Source organism: Devosia sp. T2-14, assembly GCF_055397495.1.
In genome coordinates, this window is record NZ_AP027921.1 from 3,234,427 (window position 1) to 3,255,124 (window position 20,698).

The window sequence follows — 20,698 nt, forward strand, 5'->3', positions numbered from 1 at the left end:
TTCACCCCGACGGATTGAGCCGATGCCAGACGCGCATGAACTGTTCGGGCGAAAGGCCCGCATTTGCACACAAAGCGAGCAGAATCGGTTCGTTTGAGGCAACATAGTCGATGAGGCCCTGCTGCAGGCCGGTGGAGCCCACCGAACGGCGCAGGGAATCGGGGTCAAGCCCGGCAAACTGCATGAAGGCGAGCAGCTCTTCCGGGTTTTCCGCCAGGTAGCCAAGGCAGGCGTCGGCAAGCGAGGCAACGGATGGGTCGGCGATCTCGATACGCGGCACTGCCGGAGCCTCATTTGGTGATTTGTAAGTGTTTCAATGGTAGCTGAACACGGCGGCGAAGCGAAGCGCTGCCAGCACCATAGCGGTGCAAGGATGGTGCGATGCCCAAGACTGTGATGATCGTTGAAGACAATGAGCTGAATATGAAGCTCTTCAACGATCTACTGGAATCGCGAGGCTATGCCGTCATCCAGACCCGCAACGGTATGGAGGCGCTCGACCTTGCGCGCGCCCATCACCCCGACCTGATCCTTATGGATATCCAGCTGCCGGAGGTCTCGGGCCTTGTCGTCACCAAGTGGCTCAAGGACGATGATGAACTGGCCCACATCCCGATTATCGCAGTCACCGCTTTCGCCATGAAGGGCGATGAAGAGCGAATTCTGCAAGGCGGATGTGAGGGTTACATCAGCAAACCGATTTCGGTGCCTCACTTTCTGGAAACTATTGCACGATATATTGGCCCCGCCTGATCAAACAGCGCCAGCCTGAGAAGCGCTGCGGACGGGCACGTTCGACGTCGGAGCAGAATGCTCTCGGCGGGCGCACCGGTGTTTGGGGCTCACTGTGACTGCACGTGTATTGATCGTCGATGATATTCCGACCAATGTTCGCTTGCTGGAAGCACGCCTGACTGCCGAATACTATGAAGTCATCACGGCCTCATCTGGCCCAGAAGCCCTTGAAATCTGCAAGAATTCCGACGTCGACATCGTACTGCTCGACGTCATGATGCCCGGCATGGACGGCTTCGAGGTGTGCCGGCGGCTAAAAGCCTCGACGCGCACCCAGCACGTCCCTGTTCTGATGGTCACCGCCCTCGACCAGCCCTCCGACCGCGTGAAGGGCCTGGACGTCGGCGCCGATGACTTCCTGACCAAACCGGTCGATGACGTGCAGCTGATGGCGCGCGTCAAAAGCCTGGTGCGACTCAAGTCTTTGACCGACGAGCTGCGCGACCGGGCCATGACTGGCCAGCAGATCGCCATCGAAGACGCCGTGCGCGCCATGGACAAGATCAGCACAGCTGGCGGATCCATCCTGATAGTCGACACCGACCAGCGCCATGCCGAGAGGATCAAGGGCTACCTGACCCCCGAACATCGCGTCGACATCCTCACGCAGCCGGCCGACGCCGTTTTCCAAGTCACTGGGGCGCAATACGAATTGGCGCTGGTGTCGATGTCGCTCAGCGACTTCGACCCGCTCCGGATCTGCTCGCAGCTGCGCACGCTCGATCATTCGCGCACCATGCCGATCATCCTGATGGCCGACGAGACCGACAAGCCACGAGTGGTGCGGGCGCTCGACCTGGGCGTCAACGACTATATCAGCCGGCCCGTCGAGCGGAACGAGCTCTCGGCGCGGGTGCGCACCCAGATTCGCCGCCATCGCTATGCGATGGAACTGCGCGAAAGTGTCAACAATACCATGGCCATGGCCGTCACCGACGACATGACCGGGCTCTACAACCGCCGCTATTTCGACCGCCACCTGGGTGTGATGCTGAGCAAGGCGCAGGCCCAGAGCCGTGACATGGCGCTGATGATTCTGGACATCGACCACTTCAAGTCGGTCAACGATACCCACGGCCACGATATTGGCGATGCAGTGCTGCGCGAGTTCGCAGGACGCCTCCGCCGAAACATCCGAGGGATTGATCTTGCTTGCAGATTCGGCGGCGAGGAGTTCGTCGTGCTAATGCCCGACACCGATTATCGCCAGGCCGAAATGGTCGCCGAGCGGGTGCGGCAGTCGATTTCGGAGCGCTATTTCGAGGTCCCTTCCGGCCGGCCTCTGTCGATCACCGTGTCAGTAGGCGTTTCGCTCAACGAGAGCGCGCTCGATACGCCCGAGACGATGATCAAGCGGGCCGACGTGGCGCTGTATCGGGCCAAGCGCCAGGGCCGGAACCGTGTGGTTTTCGACGCCGCATAATTCAGCGCAATTGGATGCGTTAGGGTTATCTGTTATAATTAACAAAGCTTTACCAGCCGGAAGCCGCTGTAAATCCTTGAGTTTTACGGGTGAGTGCGTAGGTTGAATTCAACACAGCGAGCGCCCGCAGATGGGCAGACGCTGCGGGTTCCCTACGGCTTTCACTCAGGTCCGCCGCAACTCCTGAGTTCCCGTAGGGGGTTGGTCCGGTAGCGGACAGAGTGGCCTCTTCGACATGCCGCTCCGGACCAGCCACTCTTTTTCTTCCAGCATTGCCGCCAGATAAACTGCAGATTTCTTGCAGCATGCTGACACTTTTCTTGCGGTTTTCTGACACCTGGCAGCGCCCACCGGAACGGCAACAAAAAACCCCGCATCAAAGATGCGGGGTTTTTCGATTCTCTTGCGAGCAGGTGCCAGATTACTTGATCTTGGCTTCCTTGAACTCGACGTGCTTGCGCACAACCGGATCGTACTTGTTGTACGAGAGCTTCTCGGTCTGGGTGCGGGCGTTCTTCTTGGTGACGTAGTAGTAGCCAGTATCAGCCGTGGACACGAGCTTGATCTTGACGGAAGCGGCTTTAGCCATTGAGGTGTCCTCGACAAACAATACCGCGCCGCAAAATGGCGGCGCTTCGAATTTGGGCGCAACCTACGGATTTGCCGCAGATTGTCAAGTCCGGCTTAGTCGATCTGACCAGTGCCGAACCCATACATGCGATTAGCCCACTGCAGACCAACGATGGAGCCCTTAACGGAGGGCAGAATCGCCAGCGGCATGATGATGGCCAGCGGCACCATCGTGTAGAAATAGGTCAGCGGATTGACGTGATAGGTCATGTCCATATGCATCATGATCGCAACCAGGATGTGGCCGACGATGGTGATGGCGATATAGGGCGGGAAGTCGTCGGCGCGGTGCAGGTTGAGCTGCTCGCCACACACGTCGCAATTGTCCGCCACCTTGAGATAGGCACGGAACATCTTGCCCTTGCCGCAATGCGGGCACTTGCACAGCGTGCCGCGCCACATGGCCTGGCCTACGCTACGGGTTTCAACACTGCTGTTGGCGACAGTCTTCGCGTCCATTGGCTTACCTTTTTTTCCGGCCTTTGGGTCCGAAGGACCTTGATGGCCTCTTGCCATTGCGACGGCCAGATGACGGATTGCCGCGTGTTCCCTGCGAGAGCAGTTCAAAGCGCAGGGCGCCGGCCACAGGAGCCGCTTCGACCAGCCGGACGGTGACCCTGTCGCCAAGGCCAAACTTCTCGCCGGTGCGCTCGCCAATCATCGCCTGCTGGTCTTCGACATAGCGATAATAGTCCTGCCCCAGGGTGGAGGCCGGGATGAAGCCATCGGCGCCGGTTTCGAGCAGGCGGACGAAGAGGCCGGAGCGGGTGACGCCCGAGACTCGCGCCTCGAACTGCGCCCCGATCTTGGCGGCCAGGAACTGGGCCAGGAGGCGATCGGAAGTTTCGCGCTCGGCGAGCATCGCGCGCCGCTCGGTCGAGGAGATGTGCTGGGCGATGCCAGCGAGTCGCAGACCCTCGTTCTCGCTCAGGCCGTCATTGCCGAATCCCATGGCCGAAACGATGGCGCGGTGCACGATGAGGTCGGCATAACGCCGGATCGGCGAGGTGAAGTGTGCATAGCGGTCGAGATTGAGACCGAAATGCCCGTAATTCTCGGCGGCGTATTCGGCCTGGGCCTGACTGCGCAGCACCATTTCGCTGACCTGCTCGACATTGCCCGCACGGCGGGCCTGGCCAAGAATGCCGTTGAAGTCGGCAGCGCGGACAGAATCGGACTTCTTGACCGAGATATCGAGCGAGCCGAGGAAGTCGCGCAGGGCCTGGAGCTTTTCCGACGATGGCTCGTCGTGCACGCGATAGAGCAGGGGCGAACGCTTCTGCTCCAGCGTTTCGGCCGCCGCAACGTTGGCCGCGATCATCATCTCCTCAATGAGGCGATGCGCATCGAGCCGCTCGGGAATGCGGATATCCTTCACCTGTCCCTTGTCGTCGAGGACGATCTTGCGCTCGGGCAGATCGAGATCGAGCGGGGCCCGCTGGTCGCGCGCCCGCGACATGGCCTCGTAGGCGGCCCAGAGGGGCTTCAGGATAGGTTCGAGGATCGGGCCGGTGGTGTCGTCAGGCTGACCATCAATGGCGGCCTGCGCCTGCTGGTAGCTGAGCTTGGCGGCCGAACGCATCAGCACCCGGTGGAAGCTGTGGCTGCGCTTGCGGCCATCCGACCCCATGACCATGCGCACGGCCAGCGATGCGCGTGGCACACCCTGCTTGAGCGAGCACAGATCATTGGAGATGCGCTCGGGCAGCATCGGCACGACGCGATCGGGGAAGTAGACGGAGTTGCCGCGCAGATAGGCTTCGCGATCAAGCGCGGTGCCCGGCTGGACATAGGCCGCGACGTCGGCGATCGCCACATAGACGACATGGCCGCCTGGATTGGCCGGATCGTCGTCGGGCGCGGCATAGACCGCGTCGTCATGATCCTTGGCGTCGGCCGGGTCGATGGTGATCAACGGCAGGTCGCGCCAGTCCTCGCGGCCCTTGAGGGTCGCTTCCTGCGCCTGTTCGGCCTCGCGAATGACGGCAGCAGGGAACCGGTAGGGAATGTCGAGATTGTGGATCGCGATGAGGCTGAGGGCGCCCTCGGACGTCGGATTGCCGATCACCGCAGTCACCTTGGCGCGCGGGATCATCAGGCGGCCCGAGAGCTTGACCTCGACCTCGACCAGGTCGCCATCCCGCGCGTCGAGCAGGTCGCCGAGTGGGATGCGCATTTCCTTCTGCTTGCGATCGACCGGGATCAGGCGTGCGCCATCCTCGTCCATGCGCACGATGCCAATCTGGCCGCGGCGGGGCTTGTCGAGGATCTTCATCGCCTTGGCGGTGTAGACCGGCAGTTCTTCCAGGCCTGCATCGATGCGGGCGAGAATGCGATCGCCGGGCGCCGGCACGACGCGCGCGTCGCGGCCGCCAAGGACATGGACGCGGGGCTTTTCGCCTTCCTCGTCATTCCACTGTGCCGGATAGGCGTGCAGATTGTCGGGATCGGCATCGGACGGAATGTCGAGAACGGTCACATGGGGCAGGGCAGCGGTGCGGCGCAACGCCTTGCGGGTGCGCGTGATAACGCCTTCGCCTTCCAGCTCGGCCAGCATGGCCTTGAACGGGCGGCGCATGTCGCCGCGAATGCCGAAGACCTTGGCGAGGTCGCGCTTGCCCTTGATGTCGGACTGCTGCGCAAGGGCTTCGAGAAGCTGCTCGCGGGTGGGAAGTTCGGACGCGCGCGACGCCACGGCGCGCTTGGGGCCGGATGTGTTTCTTGGTTTTGTGCTTTTGGCCATAAGAGAATTTCGTTGGAGTTGGGTGGATATGTAGGGGATGGCGGCCGGTTTGCCAAATGCGGGGTGGTGGGGGCGGGGCCGTGATGACGTTGCGGGATTTTGACGGAGGCCTCCAAACACTCGGGGTCATCCCGGTGGGTGGGAGTGGTGCCGGCCACAACGGCGGCAACAGCGCGGGGTCATACCGGCGCAGGCCGGGATCCAGATCCGTGGTCTCCCGCAACTACCAGCTCCGGGATGGCGCACCGCATGGATTCCGGCCTGCGCCGGAATGACCCGGTGGGTGGGAAGCCATGCAGGGCACATCCGCTGCCCGCCTCTGTGGCTCGCGTCGGGCGGGGCTTCATGATGGTATCGGCGGACACACAGAAGGCGATTCCCGGATGACCATTCCTTTTTTCGACGGCCACAATGACACGCTGCTGCGGCTGCTGGAGGCGGCGGGTGACAAGGAGCGGTTGTTCATCGAGGGGAGCAGCGATGGGCATATCGACCTGCCGCGCGCCAAGGCCAGCAGCATGGTGGGCGGGTTTTTCGCGATGTTCCCGCCGCCGCTGAAGAGCAACCTGGCGACGGTGAGCGGCGGACCGAGCGGGCTCGATCCCAACCTGCCGCCTGAACTGGCGTTGGCCGACGCGCTGGTTTCCACCAATGGCATGGCCTCCATCCTGTTGCGGCTGGAGCGGGCAGGCGCGCTGGCGGTGTGTCGCTCGGCTAGCGAGGTGCGCGGGGCCATCGCCGAGGGCACGCTGGCGGCGATCTTCCACATCGAGGGGGCCGAGGCCATCGATACCAACTTCCAGTCTCTGGACGTGCTCTATGCCGCCGGACTGCGCTCCGTGGGCATCGTGTGGAGCCGCGCCAATGCGTTCGGGACCGGGGTGCCGTTCCGCCACAACGCTGATCCAGATATCGGGCCAGGCCTGAGCGAAGCAGGCAAGGAGCTGGTGCGGAACTGCAACCGGCTCGGCGTGATGATCGACCTGTCCCATCTCAACGCGGCCGGGTTCCGCGACGTCGCCGCGATCAGCGATGCGCCGCTGGTGGCAACACACTCCAATGTGCATGCCATCTGCCCGCATGCGCGGAACCTGGTGGACTGGCAGCTGGCGGCGATTGCCGAGAGCAAAGGTGTGGTCGGGCTGAACTTCGCCACCGGCTTCCTGCGGCCCGACGGGCAGTTCATCGCCAATACCGAAATCGAACTGATGGTGAGGCATGTCGATGCGCTGGTGGAGGCGCTGGGCGAGGACGGCGTGGCGCTGGGATCGGATTTCGATGGGGCGCAGGTTCCGGCGGGGATTGCCGACGTAACCGGGGTGCCCAAGCTGCTGCAGGCGCTGCTCGACAAGGGGTATGGCGAGGAACTGGTGGGCAAGATCGCCCTTGGCAACTGGCTGTCCGTGATCGAGCGGAGCATCGGCTAACGTCGGAATTCGACGGGGTTTGGGCAAGCCCTACCAAGGGAGCAGACGTTTACGTTAACCCTGCCAAACAAGCCATTGAAAAGTCTAAATTTATGTCCATGTTAGGGGTGAGCCAAAAGCTCATCCCTTTTTTCATCAGATATGCAGCTTCCGCCATCTTGAGCGCGAAGCCAGGAGGTTATTCATGCCCGCCCTTAGGCTCTGTCAGTCATGTGCTGGACCCCGGCCACGCGCCGCCGTTCGTTGCCCATGGTGCATGGCAAGCTATACATCGCCACGCCGCGTACCAGAACATCTGTTCGCGACCTCTGATGGCGAGAAAGGCGTGGAACCTCAAGCCTATGCACCACCGGCTCGCCAGCGCTTCTAGCGCTGCGACCAAACGCCCATCGCTTTGTGCCAGCATATGGCCATGATGGGCAGGCGGTGTCTGCCGGAAACGACGGCACCGCTGGGGCTTGAGCGCTGAACAGCCAGGCGCTCGCCCCGACTTTCTGACCAACTTGCCCCGGCATCACCGCCGGGGCTTTTTGTTTTCGGGTGGCAGAAAATGGAAATTCCCGCTTTCGCGGGAATGACCTTGCTTTGACAGAGGGCGCTAGAAGGGGACGTCTTCGTCCGAAACGACCTTCTTGGCCGCCGCCTTCTTGGGAGCGGCTTTCTTGGCGGGGGCCTTCTTGGGCTTTTCCTCGCCTTCGGCGGCAGCAGCGGCGGTCTTCTTGGCTGGGGCCTTCTTGGCGGCCGCTTTCTTGGCCGGAGCCTTCTTCACCTTGGTGCCGGTGGCTTCTGCGCGTGCAGCGATCCAGGCCACGGCCTGATCAAGCGTCACTTCCTCGGGCTTTACGTCCTTGGGAATGGTAGCGTTGATCTTGCCCTGATTGACATAGGGGCCATAGCGGCCGGCGCGAACAGTGATCGGACCAGCTTCGTGCTCGAAGGTCTGGATGGCAGCCACGGCAGCGCCGCGCTTGAAGCCGCCAGCGGCCTTCTGGGCGATCAGATCGACGGCGCGGTTGATGCCGACGGTGAAGACCTCCTCGACATCCGGCAGGTTGGCATACTTGCCATCATGCAGGATGAACGGGCCATAGCGGCCGATACCGGCCGAAATCGGCAGGCCGGTTTCTGGATGGAGGCCGACTTCGCGGGGCAGGGAGAGCAGCTTGAGCGCCTGTTCGAGCGTCAGGCTGCCTGCCTCATAGCCCTTGGGCAGCGAAGCGCGCTTGGGCTCTTCGCCGTCGCCGAGCTGCACATAGGGGCCGAAACGGCCGGTCTTGAGCAGCACATCCTCGCCGGATTCCGGATCAGTGCCGAGAACGCCATCACCGGCTGCGGCTTCGGAGGACTGGCCATTGGCCGCGTCCGAGAGCTGCATGGTGTGCTTGCAATCGGGATAGTTCGAGCAGCCGATGAAGGCGCCGAACTTGCCGAGCTTGAGCGAGAGCTGGCCGGTGCCGCAGGTTGGGCACTTGCGGGGATCGGAGCCATCTTCCTTGGGCGGGAAGATGCGGCTGGCCAGTACTTCGTTGAGGGCATCGAGCACCTCGGAGACGCGCAGGTCCTTGATCTCGTCGGTGGCAGCGGTGAAGTCTTCCCAGAAATCACGCAGCACCTGCTTGTAGTCGAGGTCGCCGGCCGAAATCTGGTCGAGCTGCTCTTCGAGGCCAGCGGTGAAGCCGTATTCCACATAGCGGGTGAAGAAGCTCTCGAGGAAGGCCGTGACGATGCGGCCGCGATCCTCAGGATGCAGCGCCTTGCCTTCGAGGCGGACATAGTCGCGGTCGACAAGCGTGGTGACGGTGGCGGCATAGGTCGAGGGACGGCCGATGCCGAGCTCTTCCATCTTCTTGATCAGGCTCGCCTCGGTGTAGCGGCTGGGCGGCTGGGTGAAGTGCTGCTCGATCTCGACAGCTTCCAGCGTCGGCTTGTCGCCAACGGCCAGCGGCGGCAGCTCGCGGCTGTCTTCGTCTTCCGTCTCTTCGTCCGATTTTGCCTCAACGCCCCAGAGCTTGAGGAAGCCAGGGAACGAGACCACCGACCCCACCGCGCGCAGCTCGACGGCGCGGCCGGGTACATTGACAGCGATATCGACGGTGGTGCGGTCGATCTCGGCGGACTTCATCTGCGAGGCGAGCGTGCGGCGCCAGATGAGACCATAAAGCTTGGCCTGGTCAGCATCGATGCTCAGCTGCTCGGGGCGCTTGAACATATCGGTGGGGCGGATCGCCTCGTGCGCCTCCTGGGCGTTCTTGGCCTTGGTCTGGTAGATACGGGGCTTTTCGGGGAGATATTCCTCGCCGAAATACTTGCCGATCACCGAACGGGCCATCGAGATGCCCTCGGGGGCCATCTGCACGGCGTCGGTACGCATATAGGTGATCAGACCGTCTTCGTAGAGACGCTGGGCGATCTGCATGGTGCGCGACGGCGACAGGCCCAGACGCGACGACGCATCCTGCTGCAGCGACGAGGTGGTGAAGGGCGCATAGGGGTTGCGCTTGGTCGGCTTCTTTTCCACCGACGACACGTTGAACTGACCAGCTTCGATCAGCTTCTTGAGCTCGGCGGCATTCTCGCCGGTCTTGATATCGAGCTTGTCGGTCTTCTTGCCATCGACCGAGAACAGGCGCGCCAGGAAGCTCTTGCCCGACTGGGCGAGCTTGGCCTCGACGGACCAGTATTCGTCGGCCTTGAACTTTTCGATCTCGGCTTCGCGGTCGGCAACGAGGCGCAGGGTGACCGACTGCACGCGGCCGGCCGAACGCGAGCCCGGCAGTTTGCGCCAGAGGATCGGCGACAGGGTGAATCCCACGAGATAGTCGAGTGCGCGGCGGGCCAGATAGGCGTCGACCAGCGGCATATCGATCTGGCGGGACTTGGCCATCGCCTCAAGGATCGCGTCCTTGGTGATCGAGTTGAACACGACGCGGCGAACCGGCAGGTCCTTCTTGATGGCCTTCTTCTGGCGGAGCACGTCCAGAACGTGCCAGGAAATGGCCTCACCCTCGCGGTCAGGGTCGGTTGCCAGGATCAGTTCATCAGCGCCTTTGACGGCACGGGCAATGTCAGAAAGGCGCTTGCTGGACTTGGCATCCACCTCCCACGACATGGCGAAGTCCTCGTCCGGACGGACGGAACCATCCTTGGCGGGCAAATCGCGCACGTGTCCGAAGCTGGCAAGCACCTCGTAATCGGCGCCCAGATACTTGCTGATCGTCTTGATTTTATTCGGACTTTCAACAATGACGACCTTCATGGAATACCGTTCCGCAACGCTTTGAGAGAAGTGGCGCAACATGGTGAAGTGGCGAACCGGTGTCAACCAGCAGTCGCCACCGGGCTCTTCAGCCGCTGGAGCACGCTCCATATCCTGCTGCCTATTGGCGTGTTCCTTAGCACCGACCGGGCGCCAACGAAAATGGGGTGGCAACAGGGCGTGCCATTCCGCTGGGCACAGACCTAAAATCTGACGCGGATCGTCGACTTATGCTTCAGGCTTAACCCCCTGATAGGATTATGCCTTGTTTAAGGAGCCCCGAGTTCAATCGAGCATGCCCGGGAGTCCCAGATGCACTGGTTCCACAGCGACCCAGCGCAGCGTCAGAATGCTGCCTGCAACCCGGCCTGCGCGGAAGCGAGCCTGACCCAGCGGTTTGCGCGCTCGGAATCGGGCAACTTTGCCGTGATCACCGCCTTGCTCATGCCCGTTCTGGTGGGGTTCACGGCGCTTTCGGTGGAATATGGGGCGGCCTTGCTGTCGCGCGGGACCAACCAGCGCGTCGCAGATATAGCGGCCTTCAGCGGCGCACTCGAATACTCCAAAGGCAAATCCGAAGAGGCGATGCGGAGCAGCGCGCTGTCGGCGGCACGGATCAACGGGATCGATCCTGCCAATGTGCGCGTGGCCCTGGTCCCCGCGCCGCGCGGCGACGGGGAAGCGGTGCATGTGCGCATCGCAACGACGAACACCATCGTGCTGGGCACCATTCTCGGCGCGAATTCGGAAGTGCTGGTCGGCGCGGAATCGTTCGCAGCCATCGGGGCGGAGGGGCAACCGGCCTGCGTCCTCGCGCTCGACGGCAGTCAATCCGGCATCATCCTGTCCGGCGGCACCAGCCTGAGTGCGAAGAACTGCTCGGTGGCCTCTAACGCCACGATAGCGGTGCCCTGCGGCACCTCGATCACGGCGCAGACGATCTACTATGACACCCAGCCTCCCAGCCAGGGTTGCAACAGCATTCGCAGCCCCGATGGCGGCGCGGGCAAGATCGAGAAGGCCAGGACCGAGGACCCGCTGAAGGACAATCCAACTGTCATCAGCGCATCGGGCCGGCTCGATCTCGTCGCCGGAATGCAGGCGCCTAGCGCCCCGACAGGATCACCTGCGGCACCGTCGGTGACCTTCAGCTACGACAAGACAGCAACTACCCAGCAAGTGGCCGCCATCGGGTGCACCCTGGGCGGCACGGCGCCGCAATATTCCGTCTCGTGCTCGAGCAGCACGGTGCATATCGGATCGATCACCGTTGGCGGCAGTATCAAGGTGCAGTTCGACACCGGCTCGTCGGGCGGCCGGACCTATTCGTTCGGCGGCAGGATTCGTGTCGCAGAAGGGGCCGGGATGACGTTCCCCGACGGAAACTACGTGGTTGCCCAGGGGATCGAAGTCACCGGTGGGGCGACGGCCAGCTTTGGCAAGGGACGATTTCAGGTCGGTCCTTTGGCAGCTAACTGCGCCTGGAATGCCGGACGGCATAGCGTCTGCGTCGGTGGCGGTAGCAAGCTCACATTCGGCGGCCCCAGCATCTTTGAGTTCAGCGCTGGATTTTACACGGGCGACGGGTCGAGCATGACGCTGGGCAGCGGCAACACCAACCGCTTCGATCTTGGAGCACCGGCCGACGGCAATGCCATCAACCTAGCGGGCGGTTCGACGACCATCATGGCCGATGCCAACGGCCCCGATGACAACAGCACGCCGCCCAAGAGCAGTTTCCGCGTCAAGGGAACCATCAACGGCGGCGGTGGCGGCAGTTGCTTCATCGTCAGCGCGGCTCCCAACCACGATATCGGCGGCTCATTTCTGGCCTCGGGCGCGGTGGTGCTGGGCGCAGGCGTCTATACCGTCGATGGGGTATTCCTGCTCGGCAATAATGGCGGTGGCTCGGCAACATGCGGCGGATCAACCGTCAGTGTGAAGGCAATCGACGTGACCGTCGTCGTCTCGGGCAAGTCAGCACTCAAAAGCGGCAGCTGCGCCAACCAGTCATTCTGCATCGCAGCCGGCTACAATAACGTGGTGTTCAAGGCGCCGACCACCGGCGCAACCAAGGGCCTTGCCGTGGTCGGCCCCACCAGCGGCCGCACCGATGGTGCGAAGCTGACCGAAGGCGCGGGCAATGCCCAAATCTCGGGCGCCTTCTATTTCCCGACCGGCCCCATCGTGATGACCGGCGGCGCTGGCCTGGGCGGCGGTGGCGACACCTGCCTGCAACTGGTGGGATCGCGGATTGAACTGTCAGGCGGGGCGTCGGCAGCCTCCGATTGCCTGGGCGAGGGCACCGGCGGCAAGCGCAAGCGCGTGGTGCTGGTGCAATGAGGGTGTCGATCCGCAAGCTTTGGCACAGGCAGGACGGGCTTTCGGCCGTTGAATTTGCGCTGATCGCTCCGATCTTCCTGTTGCTGGTGACTGCGGCCGTGGACATCGGTGCGTTGGTTCAGGACAAGATGCGGATCGAGGACGCGGCGCAATCGGCCATGACCTATGCCATGGGTCATGGACAGCCGCTCGACAGCGCCAAGGCGAGGGAACTCGCTCAGAACGTGGAGCGCATCCTGGTGTCGCGGCTGGGCAGCGACGTGGGGGTGACGGTTGACGTCAACCATGGCGCACATATGCCGGGGCAAAAGGACAGGACAGCGGCAACGCGGCTCTGGCCGCCTCGTGCTACTGCCCGACCATGGATGCCTCGAGCGTCAAGTGGAACGATGTTATGGCCTGCGGCAAGCCGTGCCCGGGTGGCGGTGGCAGCGGGAAGTTCGTCTTCCTCAAGATCAGCAAGCCGCATGCGCCGATCTTCGGAGGCTACGGCCTGACCGAGAACGGCAATCTGCACCTGCAAACCATAGGCCGCATCGAATGACCGTTTTTCGCCGACTGCTCCGCAACAAACGGGGCGCCAGCGCCGTCGAATTCGCGCTGCTGGCCGGGCCGTTCCTGCTGCTGCTGTTCGGCGTGGTGGAATTCAGCCGCGGGCTCTGGACGCGGCAGGTGCTGCTCGACGTCACGACATCGGCAGCGCGTTGCGTGGCGGTGGTGCAGCAGGAATGCGCCGATGCAAAGGGAGACTACTCACTCAAGGTAACCGAGGGCTTCGTGCTCAACCAGGCCAGAGGCCTCGGCGTGAAGCTGCGCGAACCCATCGTGGTCAGGGACAACACAACCTGCAACGGCCTCGACGGCTTTGCCTATGTGGAGCTTGAGGCTAATTTCGAGTCGATTTTCCCGATCGACCAGCTACTCAATTTCACCAGCCATTCCTGCTTCGCGCGGCAGGTCTAGTAGCGCAGGGCGACCAGCTGGCCGCTCGACCATTCGATAGTGCCGGCCAGATCGAGCTCCAACAGCAGCATCTGCATGGCGGACGCCGAGAGGCCGGACTGGCGGACCAGTTCGTCGACTTCCACCGGGGTGCCGTTCAGCATCGACAGCAGGCGCGAGCGGTCGTCGTCGCTGGGCGGGGGCAGGTCGGTGATCAGGTCGGGCTCCCAATCGCGGTCAAACAGGGCGCTGCGCGAGGGATCGGCGGTATCGAGGGTTTCGATGATGTCGGCGGCGCAGGTGATCAGCTTGGCGCCCTGCTGGATCAGCGCATTGCCGCCCTCGGCGCGGGGATCGAGCGGGGATCCGGGAACGGCAAAGACGTCGCGGTTCTGCTCCAGCGCCAGGCGGGCCGTGATCAGCGAGCCGCTGCGTTTGGCGGCCTCCACGACCACGATGCCGAGCGACAGACCCGAAACCAGCCGGTTACGCCTCGGGAAGTCGCGGGCACGCGGTTCCCAGCCCAGCGGCATCTCGGTGAGCAAGGCCCCGCCATTGTCGAGAATGTCATGCGCGAGCGGGATATTCTCAGCCGGATAGATCTGGTCGAACCCGCCGGCCAGTACGGCGATGGTGCCGGTGGCTATGGTGGCCCGGTGGGCGGCAGTGTCGATGCCGCGGGCCAGGCCGGACACCACGGTATAGCCGCGCTCGCCAAGATCTCCCGCCAGCATGCGCGTCATCTTGATACCGGCGGCCGATGCGTTGCGCGCGCCGACCACGCCAACCGTGCGCTGCCAATCGAGGTCAGGGCCGGTGGCGAGGCTCACCAGAGGCGGTGCGGCGGGGATGTGGTGGAGGAGGGTGGGATAGCCGGGTTCGCCGCTGGCGACGAGGCGGGCGCCATAGCGCGCCAGCCCAGCGATTTCGTCTTCGGCTTCGGCGCGCCCAACGATGCGGGCGGGCTTGCCGGTGCGCTTGAGCAGACCGGGCAGGGCGTCGAGGGCAGCGTCGGCTGAACCGAAGCGATTGATCAACTGGCGGAACGTGGCCGGACCGACATTGTCGGTGCGCAGCAGGCGAAGCCAGGCAATGCGTTGCGAGTCGTTGAGAGCGGCACCCGATAGAGGCGCCACCGACTATTGCGCCTTCTTCTCGGAGCCGATCTTGGGCTCGGTGCCCTTCCAGAGCCGTCCGATATTGCTGCGGTGCTGGAAGAACAGCAGGATGGCCAGCAGGGCAACCGTGCCGGCCAGCCACTCATTGACCACGACATAGGCAAAGATGGGCGCGGTGGCGGCAGCGGTGAGCGCGGCAAGCGAGGAGTATTTCTGGGTCAGCGCTATCAGCAGCCAGACGGCGCAGAAGATGACCCCGACTGGCCAGGCCAGCGCCAGCAATGCGCCGATCATCACGGCGACGCCCTTGCCGCCCTTGAAGCCAAGCCAGACCGGGAAGCAATGACCCAGGAACGCGCCAACGGCGGCAATCATGGCGGCATCCTCGCCCCAATAGTAGCGGGCCACCAGAACCGGCAGGGCGGCCTTTGCCGCGTCAAGCACCAGCGTGCCGGCAGCCAAGCCCTTGTTGCCGGTGCGCAGCACATTGGTAGCGCCGATGTTACCCGAGCCAATATTGCGGATGTCGCCCATACCGGCCGCGCGGGTCAGCAGCAGCCCGAAGGGTACCGACCCGCAGAGATAACCAAGAACGGCAGCGTAGATCAGTTGGACGGTCATCGGCGGGTTCCCCTCAAGTCTTGCGGCAAGAAGTATCCCCAGCGCTGCCGTTCCGACAAGAGGGCGCGGCCGGAATGCAGGGGGAGATTGCGAGAAGCCGCCGGAGCCAGCCGGCACAGGCAAAGAAAAGCCCCCGGAACAAGTCCGGGGGCCGGGACCGTGAGTGCCACGTTGAAGACTAGTCTTCGTGCGTGAAGACGGTTTCGCCCCCGACGATGGTGCGCATGACCTTGCCGGCGAGGCGGGCGCCTTCGAAGCTGGTGTTGCGCGAGCGGGAGCGGAGGCCCTTTTCGCTGACCTGCCAGGGATATTCGAGATCGAACAGGATCAGATCGGCCGGGGCGCCCTTGGCAATGCGGCCAGCGGCAAGGCCGAGAATTTCGGCGGGGCGGCTGGTCATGGCGCGGAGCACGGTGAGCAGGTCCACGTCGCCCGAATGCACCAGGCGCAGCGCAGCGGCCAGCAGGGTTTCGAGCCCGATTGCACCATCGGAGGCCTCGGCGAAGGGCTGGCGCTTGACCTCGGTATCCTGCGGATCGTGATCGGAATGGATGGTGTCGATGGTGCCGTTGCGCAGCCCCTCGATCACCGCCTGACGGTCATCTTCCGAGCGCAGTGGCGTCGAAAGCTTGAAATAGGTGCGATAGCGGCCAATGTCGTTTTCGTTGAGCGCCAGATTGTTGATCGAGACGCCAGCGGTAACCGATTTGTTGCGCTTCTTGGCGGCCGCCATCAGTTCGACCGAGGCCGCGCAGGAAATTTGTGCTGCGTGGTACTTGACGCCAGTCAGCGCTGCCAATTGCAGATCGCGTGCCAACGGGATGGTCTCGGCTTCACGCGGAATGCCCTTGAGGCCAAGGACGGTCGCGAACAGGCCCTCGTTCATCACGCCACTGCCGGTGAGGCTGTGATCGGACAGGTGATGTACGACGGTGAGGTCGTAATTTGCGGCATAACTCATCACCGTGCGGAGCATGGCGGTGGACTGCAGCGAATTGCGGCCATCGGTGAGGCAGACCGCGCCGGCTTCCTTGAGCAGGCCGTATTCGGTGATTTCCTGACCGGCCAGACCCTTGGTGAGCGCACCGGCAGGCAGCACATTGACCTTGCTGGTGGCCTTGGCGCGGCGAATGAGGAAATCGACCAGCGCACCATCATCCACGACGGGCGTGGTATCGGGCATCATGACGAAGCTGGTAATGCCACCGGCGGCCGCGGCTTCGCCGGCCGATTGCAGGGTTTCGCGATATTCCTTGCCGGGTTCGCCGGTAAAGACCCGCATGTCGATGAGGCCCGGCGCGAGCACGAAGCCCCCGGCATTGACCACTTCGGCGCCTTCGGGAACGCCAACGGGCGCGCCAAAGGCAATATCGGCAATCAGGCCATCTTCGACCAGAACAGCGCCGGGTGCATCGGTGCCCGAAGCGGGATCGACGATGCGGGCATTTTCAATCAGCAGGGGGCGGATCATTGCTCGTTCCTCGCCGGCAGCAGGGCATCCAGCACAGCCATGCGAACGGCCACGCCCATTTCGACCTGATCGGTGATGACCGAGGCCGGACCATCGGCAATGGCCGGATCGATCTCGACACCACGGTTCATCGGGCCGGGATGCATGACGATCGCGTCGGGCTTGGCGTAGCTGAGCTTTTCGGCGTCGAGACCATAGAAATGGTAGTATTCGCGGACCGAGGGGATCATCTTGCCGGTGGCGCGCTCGTGCTGCAGGCGCAGCATCATCACGACGTCGGCGCCCTTAAGGCCCTCGCGCATGTCGGTATAGACCTCGGTGGCGAGATGCTCGATGCCGGCGGGCAGCAGATTGCGCGGGGCAATGACGCGGGTGCGCACATTCAGCGCGCCAAGCAGCAGCAGATTGGACCGCACTACGCGCGAATTGGCGATATCGCCGCAGATCGCAACGGTAAGGCCGGAAATGCGGCCCTTGTGGCGGCGGATGGTCAGCGCATCGAGCAGGGCCTGGGTGGGGTGCTCATGGGCACCATCACCGGCATTGATCACCGAGCAGCCAACCTTCTGGCTGAGCAGTTCCACCGCGCCCGCCGCCGAGTGGCGTACCACGATGACGTCGGGGCGCATGGCATTGAGCGTGGCGGCCGTATCAATCAGGGTTTCGCCCTTCGACACAGAGCTGGTCTTGACCGACATGTTCATGACCAGCGCTCCAAGGCGCTTGCCGGCAATCTCGAACGAACCCTGAGTTCGGGTCGAAGATTCAAAGAACAGGTTGATCTGGGTCTTGCCGGTGAGCGTCGGATGAGACTTCCGCTCCTGTCGCGACACCGGAACCATGCGCTCCGCCCGATCGAGCAGATCGATGATCTCGTGCTGCTGAAGATCAGCAATCGAAATCAGATGGCGCTGGTTGAATGGGGGGAAATCGCCGGACGAGCCGGCGGGCGTAGAGGTGTTGCTGGCGCGAACTTGGGCCATGCGCTCCGTTCCACTGAGATTTTCTGCGGTCTAGCGGAGGGGGCCGGAGGGAGCAAGCCCCAAGGCGGGAAAATCAACGGCCGGGTGGCCCGGCCGTGGCTATCAAATCGTCGCAGGGGCCAACTTCACCCGCGGTGTGCGCAGGTAAAGCAGAAGTGCCACTGATCCCACCGCCAGCTCGAAAACCATGCTGGCGAGGAGTCCCTGGCCGGGGGAGCCATCGAGCACGAGGCTGACGAGGCGCGACAGGCCGTAGCTGAGATAGAAGGCGGCCGACACCGCCAGAGCGGACGTGGTGAGCCAGGGCAGGATGGCACCAGCAGTGATGAAGCCGCCGATGACGACGAGCGACAGGCCGTGCGAGCGCAACTCGTTGAGCAGGTTGATCTGACCGGCGGGATCAATGCCGTACCCCGCATAGAAGGGGACCGGCACGAGCAGAATCAGGGCTCCCAGCGCCGCGGCGATGAGGCCAGACAGGGCGAGGAAGCCCCGGATGAGCAAAGAGTTCATGACGCATCTTCCATGTGGGCGCGTCCGGAAGGCCGGACGCGCGATTGGGGATCAGGCCGCTTCCGTCGCCGACCAGATGCCGGTGGCCGCGATTTCGCGGGCAAAGTCGCTGAAATCGCGCGGCTGGCGGCCTAGCGCCCGCTGCACGCCATCGGCCAGGTGCTCGTTGCGGCCATCGAAGACTTCGGCGCAGAGCTTGCGCAGGAGATCGGCCATGTCGGTGCCGACTTCGGGCACGAGGGCGGCGTGGAAATCATCGAGCGGCAGGTGAACGTAGCCAATCGGACGACCGGAGGCGGCGCTGATCTCGGCGGCGGCGTCGGCGAAGGTCATAAGACGCGGGCCGGTGACCTCGTAGAGCTCGCCGCCATGGCCCGGCTGGGTGAGGGCGGCCACTGCAACATCGGCAATGTCGTCGACATCGATAAAGGGTTCGAGACGATCCTGCGCGGGCAGGGCGACAAAGCCGCCCAGAACCGAGGTCAACAAATGCCCCTCGCTGAAATTCTGGTTGAACCAGCTAGCGCGGATCACGGTATTTTCAGCGCCTGCGGCCAACAGCACATTCTCGCTGCGAATGGCATTGGTTTCGCCGCGCCCCGACAGGAGGACGAGGCGCTTGATGCCTGCCGCGGCGGCAGCCTGGGTGAAGCGCTGGATGGCCTCCGGCGCGCCATCGGCGGCGAGGTCGGGCACGAAGGTGACAAAGGCCGTTTCGGCTCCGGCCAGAGCCGCAGGCCAACCGGACTCGTCGGTCCAGTCGAAGGCAGGCGTGGATTGGCGGGACACGCCACGGGCCGAATGGCCGCTGGCATTGAGCTTGGCGAGCACACGGCTGCCCACCTTACCGGTGGCGCCGATGACGAGGATGGAGGCGGTGTTGGTCATATCCGGGGTTCCGTCTGTTTAGTACAGCTGGGAAGGTGGTTCGGCGCCACTGGACTATCAATCACGGTTTTTCCGAAAAACTATGCAGAACATCCAAGAATGTGGACGAAAGATACAGAGCGGTCTAAAGCTGAGGCATGAACGACCTTCACTTTCAGCCTGCGCCGCTGTCCGATCCACTCGGGGAGGTGCTGCATATGCTGCGGCTCACCGGCACCCTCTATTGCCGGGCCGAGATGACTGCGCCGTGGGGCCTCGACATGCCCGAACTGGTCGACTCGATGATGTTTGTCATCGTCACGTCCGGACATGGCTGGCTGCTGATGGGCGACGATCCGCCACTCCTGGTACAACAGGGCAGCATGGTGCTGCTACCGCATGGCGCCAGCTATCGCCTACTGAGCGAGCCCGATGCCGCCTCGGTGCCGCTGTTCGACATTCCGGTCGAAAGGGTCGGCGAGCGCTACGAAATCATGCACCATGGCGGGGGCGGGGCCATCACCAGGGCCACCTCCGGCGTCGTGCAGTTTGACAGCGTAGCGGCCAAGCGCCTGGTTTCGCTGCTGCCGCCCGTGCTGCGGGTAGATGCGTGGGATGCAGATTCGGGGGCCTGGCTGCACAGCACGCTGAGCCTGATCGCGCGCGAAGCCAGCGCGATGCGGCCCGGCGGCGAGACGGTGATGACGAGGCTTGCCGATATTCTGGTGATCCAGGCCATCCGCGCCTGGCTCGACACCGCGCCTGAGGCCAATCTGGGCTGGCTCGCCGCTCTGCGCGACCCGCAGATCGGACGAAGTCTGGCGCTGATCCACCGGCGGCCGCAGCAGGAGTGGCCACTAGCCGAGCTCGCCAGCGAAGCGGGCATGTCGCGCTCGGCCTTTTCGGCCCGGTTCACGGAAATGGTCGGCCAGCCGGCGGCGCAGTATCTGGCGCAGTGGCGGCTGCAACTGGCGCGGGCGCAATTGCTGGAAACCCGCGACCCGGTGGGCGTGGTGGCGAACCGGGCGGGATATCAATCGGAGGCCGCGTTCGGGCGGGCCTTCAAGCAGTTTTTCGGCGTGCCACCGGGCAGCGTGCGGCGATCAGCTGTTGCGTAGGCGATCGAGCGCGCCCTGCAGGATGTAGCTGGCCGCGAGCTTGTCGACGACCTCCGCGCGGCGGTCCCGCCGCAGGTCAGCCTCGATCATCATGCGGGTCACCGCGCTGGTCGATAGGCGCTCATCCCAGAAGGCAATCGGCAGGGTGATGCGCTGGGCCAGGCTGCGGGCGAAAGCGCGGGTCGACTGCACGCGCGGGCCTTCTGAGCCATCCATATTGAGCGGCAGGCCCAGGATGATGGCCACGATATTGTTCTGGGCGATCAGCTCATCGAGGCGATTGGCGTCCTGCGTGAACTTGGTGCGTTTGATGGTTTCCAGCGGGCTGGCCGAATAGCGCATGCCATCACTGACCGCGACGCCAATCGTCTTGGTGCCCAGATCAAGCCCAAGGATCCGGCCCGTAGCGGGGATTGATTCGAGCGGATTTGCGAATTCGTCGGTCATG

19 protein-coding genes and 1 pseudogene are annotated in these 20,698 nt (G+C 63.5%); 8 read left to right on the forward strand and 12 right to left on the reverse strand.

The genetic code is table 11. The features are described from left to right. Position 1 precedes the first annotated feature (1 nt). Positions 2-280, reverse strand: coding sequence for a DUF3572 family protein (locus ACZ5WT_RS15910; protein WP_464284748.1), 279 nt, complete (start codon positions 278-280; stop codon positions 2-4). A gap of 101 nt (positions 281-381) precedes the next feature. On the opposite strand from ACZ5WT_RS15910, the gene ACZ5WT_RS15915 reads away from it, so the two are divergent. Beyond that, positions 382-753, forward strand: coding sequence for a response regulator (locus ACZ5WT_RS15915; protein WP_464284749.1), 372 nt, complete (start codon positions 382-384; stop codon positions 751-753). Positions 754-847: 94 nt separating this feature from the next. Then, positions 848-2,218: a PleD family two-component system response regulator gene (locus ACZ5WT_RS15920; RefSeq protein ID WP_464284750.1), complete on the forward strand. Its 1,371-nt coding sequence runs from the start codon at positions 848-850 to the stop codon at positions 2,216-2,218. A gap of 421 nt (positions 2,219-2,639) precedes the next feature. Here ACZ5WT_RS15920 and rpmG read toward each other — a convergent pair whose 3' ends face one another. The 3 genes from rpmG to rnr all read right to left on the reverse strand — a co-directional run bounded on the left by rpmG (position 2,640) and on the right by rnr (position 5,591). After that, on the reverse strand, positions 2,640-2,807 hold the full coding sequence (gene rpmG / locus ACZ5WT_RS15925; RefSeq protein WP_056233989.1) for a 50S ribosomal protein L33: 168 nt from the start codon (positions 2,805-2,807) through the stop codon (positions 2,640-2,642). 95 nt (positions 2,808-2,902) lie between these two features. Then, positions 2,903-3,307: a DUF983 domain-containing protein gene (locus ACZ5WT_RS15930; protein WP_464284751.1), complete on the reverse strand. Its 405-nt coding sequence runs from the start codon at positions 3,305-3,307 to the stop codon at positions 2,903-2,905. A 4-nt stretch (positions 3,308-3,311) separates the two neighbouring features. Beyond that, a complete protein-coding gene (gene rnr, locus ACZ5WT_RS15935) occupies positions 3,312-5,591 on the reverse strand; it encodes a ribonuclease R (RefSeq protein WP_464284752.1) in 2,280 nt (759 codons plus the stop codon). Between the two features lie 383 nt (positions 5,592-5,974). On the opposite strand from rnr, the gene ACZ5WT_RS15940 reads away from it, so the two are divergent. Then, a complete protein-coding gene (locus ACZ5WT_RS15940; RefSeq protein WP_464284753.1) occupies positions 5,975-7,018 on the forward strand; it encodes a dipeptidase in 1,044 nt (347 codons plus the stop codon). 598 nt (positions 7,019-7,616) lie between these two features. Here the strand turns inward: ACZ5WT_RS15940 and topA are convergent. Beyond that, positions 7,617-10,274: a type I DNA topoisomerase gene (gene topA, locus ACZ5WT_RS15945; protein ID WP_464284754.1), complete on the reverse strand. Its 2,658-nt coding sequence runs from the start codon at positions 10,272-10,274 to the stop codon at positions 7,617-7,619. A 312-nt stretch (positions 10,275-10,586) separates the two neighbouring features. Between topA and ACZ5WT_RS15950 the strand changes: the two genes are divergently transcribed. The 4 genes and pseudogenes from ACZ5WT_RS15950 to ACZ5WT_RS15965 all read left to right on the forward strand — a co-directional run bounded on the left by ACZ5WT_RS15950 (position 10,587) and on the right by ACZ5WT_RS15965 (position 13,580). Beyond that, positions 10,587-12,617, forward strand: a complete 2,031-nt coding sequence (locus ACZ5WT_RS15950; RefSeq protein ID WP_464284755.1) for a TadE/TadG family type IV pilus assembly protein — start codon at positions 10,587-10,589, stop codon at positions 12,615-12,617. Then, positions 12,614-12,718: pseudogene (locus ACZ5WT_RS15955) on the forward strand (TadE/TadG family type IV pilus assembly protein); the annotation flags it as partial. The gene ACZ5WT_RS15950 and the pseudogene ACZ5WT_RS15955, both read left to right, overlap by 4 nt. A gap of 260 nt (positions 12,719-12,978) precedes the next feature. Then, positions 12,979-13,161 (forward strand): hypothetical protein, encoded by a 183-nt coding sequence (locus ACZ5WT_RS15960; protein WP_464287252.1) that lies wholly within the window; start codon positions 12,979-12,981, stop codon positions 13,159-13,161. After that, positions 13,158-13,580 carry a TadE/TadG family type IV pilus assembly protein gene (locus tag ACZ5WT_RS15965; RefSeq protein ID WP_464284756.1) on the forward strand — a complete coding sequence of 141 codons (423 nt, stop codon included), beginning with the start codon at positions 13,158-13,160 and terminating at the stop codon, positions 13,578-13,580. The genes ACZ5WT_RS15960 and ACZ5WT_RS15965 overlap by 4 nt, the downstream gene beginning before the upstream one ends. Here ACZ5WT_RS15965 and dprA read toward each other — a convergent pair. From dprA to ACZ5WT_RS15995, 6 genes are all read right to left on the reverse strand, one after another. Beyond that, complete coding sequence (dprA, locus tag ACZ5WT_RS15970) at positions 13,577-14,695, reverse strand: DNA-processing protein DprA (RefSeq protein ID WP_464284757.1); 1,119 nt, start codon at positions 14,693-14,695, stop codon at positions 13,577-13,579. The genes ACZ5WT_RS15965 and dprA overlap by 4 nt on opposite strands. A 3-nt stretch (positions 14,696-14,698) precedes the next feature. Continuing rightward, positions 14,699-15,298 carry a glycerol-3-phosphate 1-O-acyltransferase PlsY gene (gene plsY, locus ACZ5WT_RS15975; RefSeq protein WP_464284758.1) on the reverse strand — a complete coding sequence of 200 codons (600 nt, stop codon included), beginning with the start codon at positions 15,296-15,298 and terminating at the stop codon, positions 14,699-14,701. 178 nt (positions 15,299-15,476) lie between these two features. After that, complete coding sequence (gene pyrC / locus ACZ5WT_RS15980; RefSeq protein ID WP_464284759.1) at positions 15,477-16,769, reverse strand: dihydroorotase; 1,293 nt, start codon at positions 16,767-16,769, stop codon at positions 15,477-15,479. Further along, entirely contained in the window at positions 16,766-17,752 is a 987-nt protein-coding gene (locus ACZ5WT_RS15985) for an aspartate carbamoyltransferase catalytic subunit (protein WP_464284760.1), read from the reverse strand. Before ACZ5WT_RS15985 ends, pyrC begins: the two co-directional genes overlap by 4 nt. Before the next feature lie 102 nt (positions 17,753-17,854). Continuing rightward, the gene (locus ACZ5WT_RS15990; RefSeq protein WP_464284761.1) at positions 17,855-18,265 is read right to left on the reverse strand and encodes a DUF4345 domain-containing protein; all 411 of its coding nucleotides are present in this window, start codon (positions 18,263-18,265) and stop codon (positions 17,855-17,857) included. Between the two features lie 51 nt (positions 18,266-18,316). Next, complete coding sequence (locus ACZ5WT_RS15995; RefSeq protein ID WP_464284762.1) at positions 18,317-19,153, reverse strand: SDR family oxidoreductase; 837 nt, start codon at positions 19,151-19,153, stop codon at positions 18,317-18,319. Positions 19,154-19,290: 137 nt separating this feature from the next. Between ACZ5WT_RS15995 and ACZ5WT_RS16000 the strand changes: the two genes are divergently transcribed. Then, positions 19,291-20,250, forward strand: coding sequence for an AraC family transcriptional regulator (locus ACZ5WT_RS16000; RefSeq protein ID WP_464284763.1), 960 nt, complete (start codon positions 19,291-19,293; stop codon positions 20,248-20,250). On the opposite strand, the gene ruvX is transcribed toward ACZ5WT_RS16000, so the two are convergent. Further along, positions 20,236-20,697, reverse strand: a complete 462-nt coding sequence (gene ruvX, locus ACZ5WT_RS16005) for a Holliday junction resolvase RuvX (protein WP_464284764.1) — start codon at positions 20,695-20,697, stop codon at positions 20,236-20,238. The genes ACZ5WT_RS16000 and ruvX overlap by 15 nt on opposite strands. Position 20,698 lies beyond the last annotated feature (1 nt).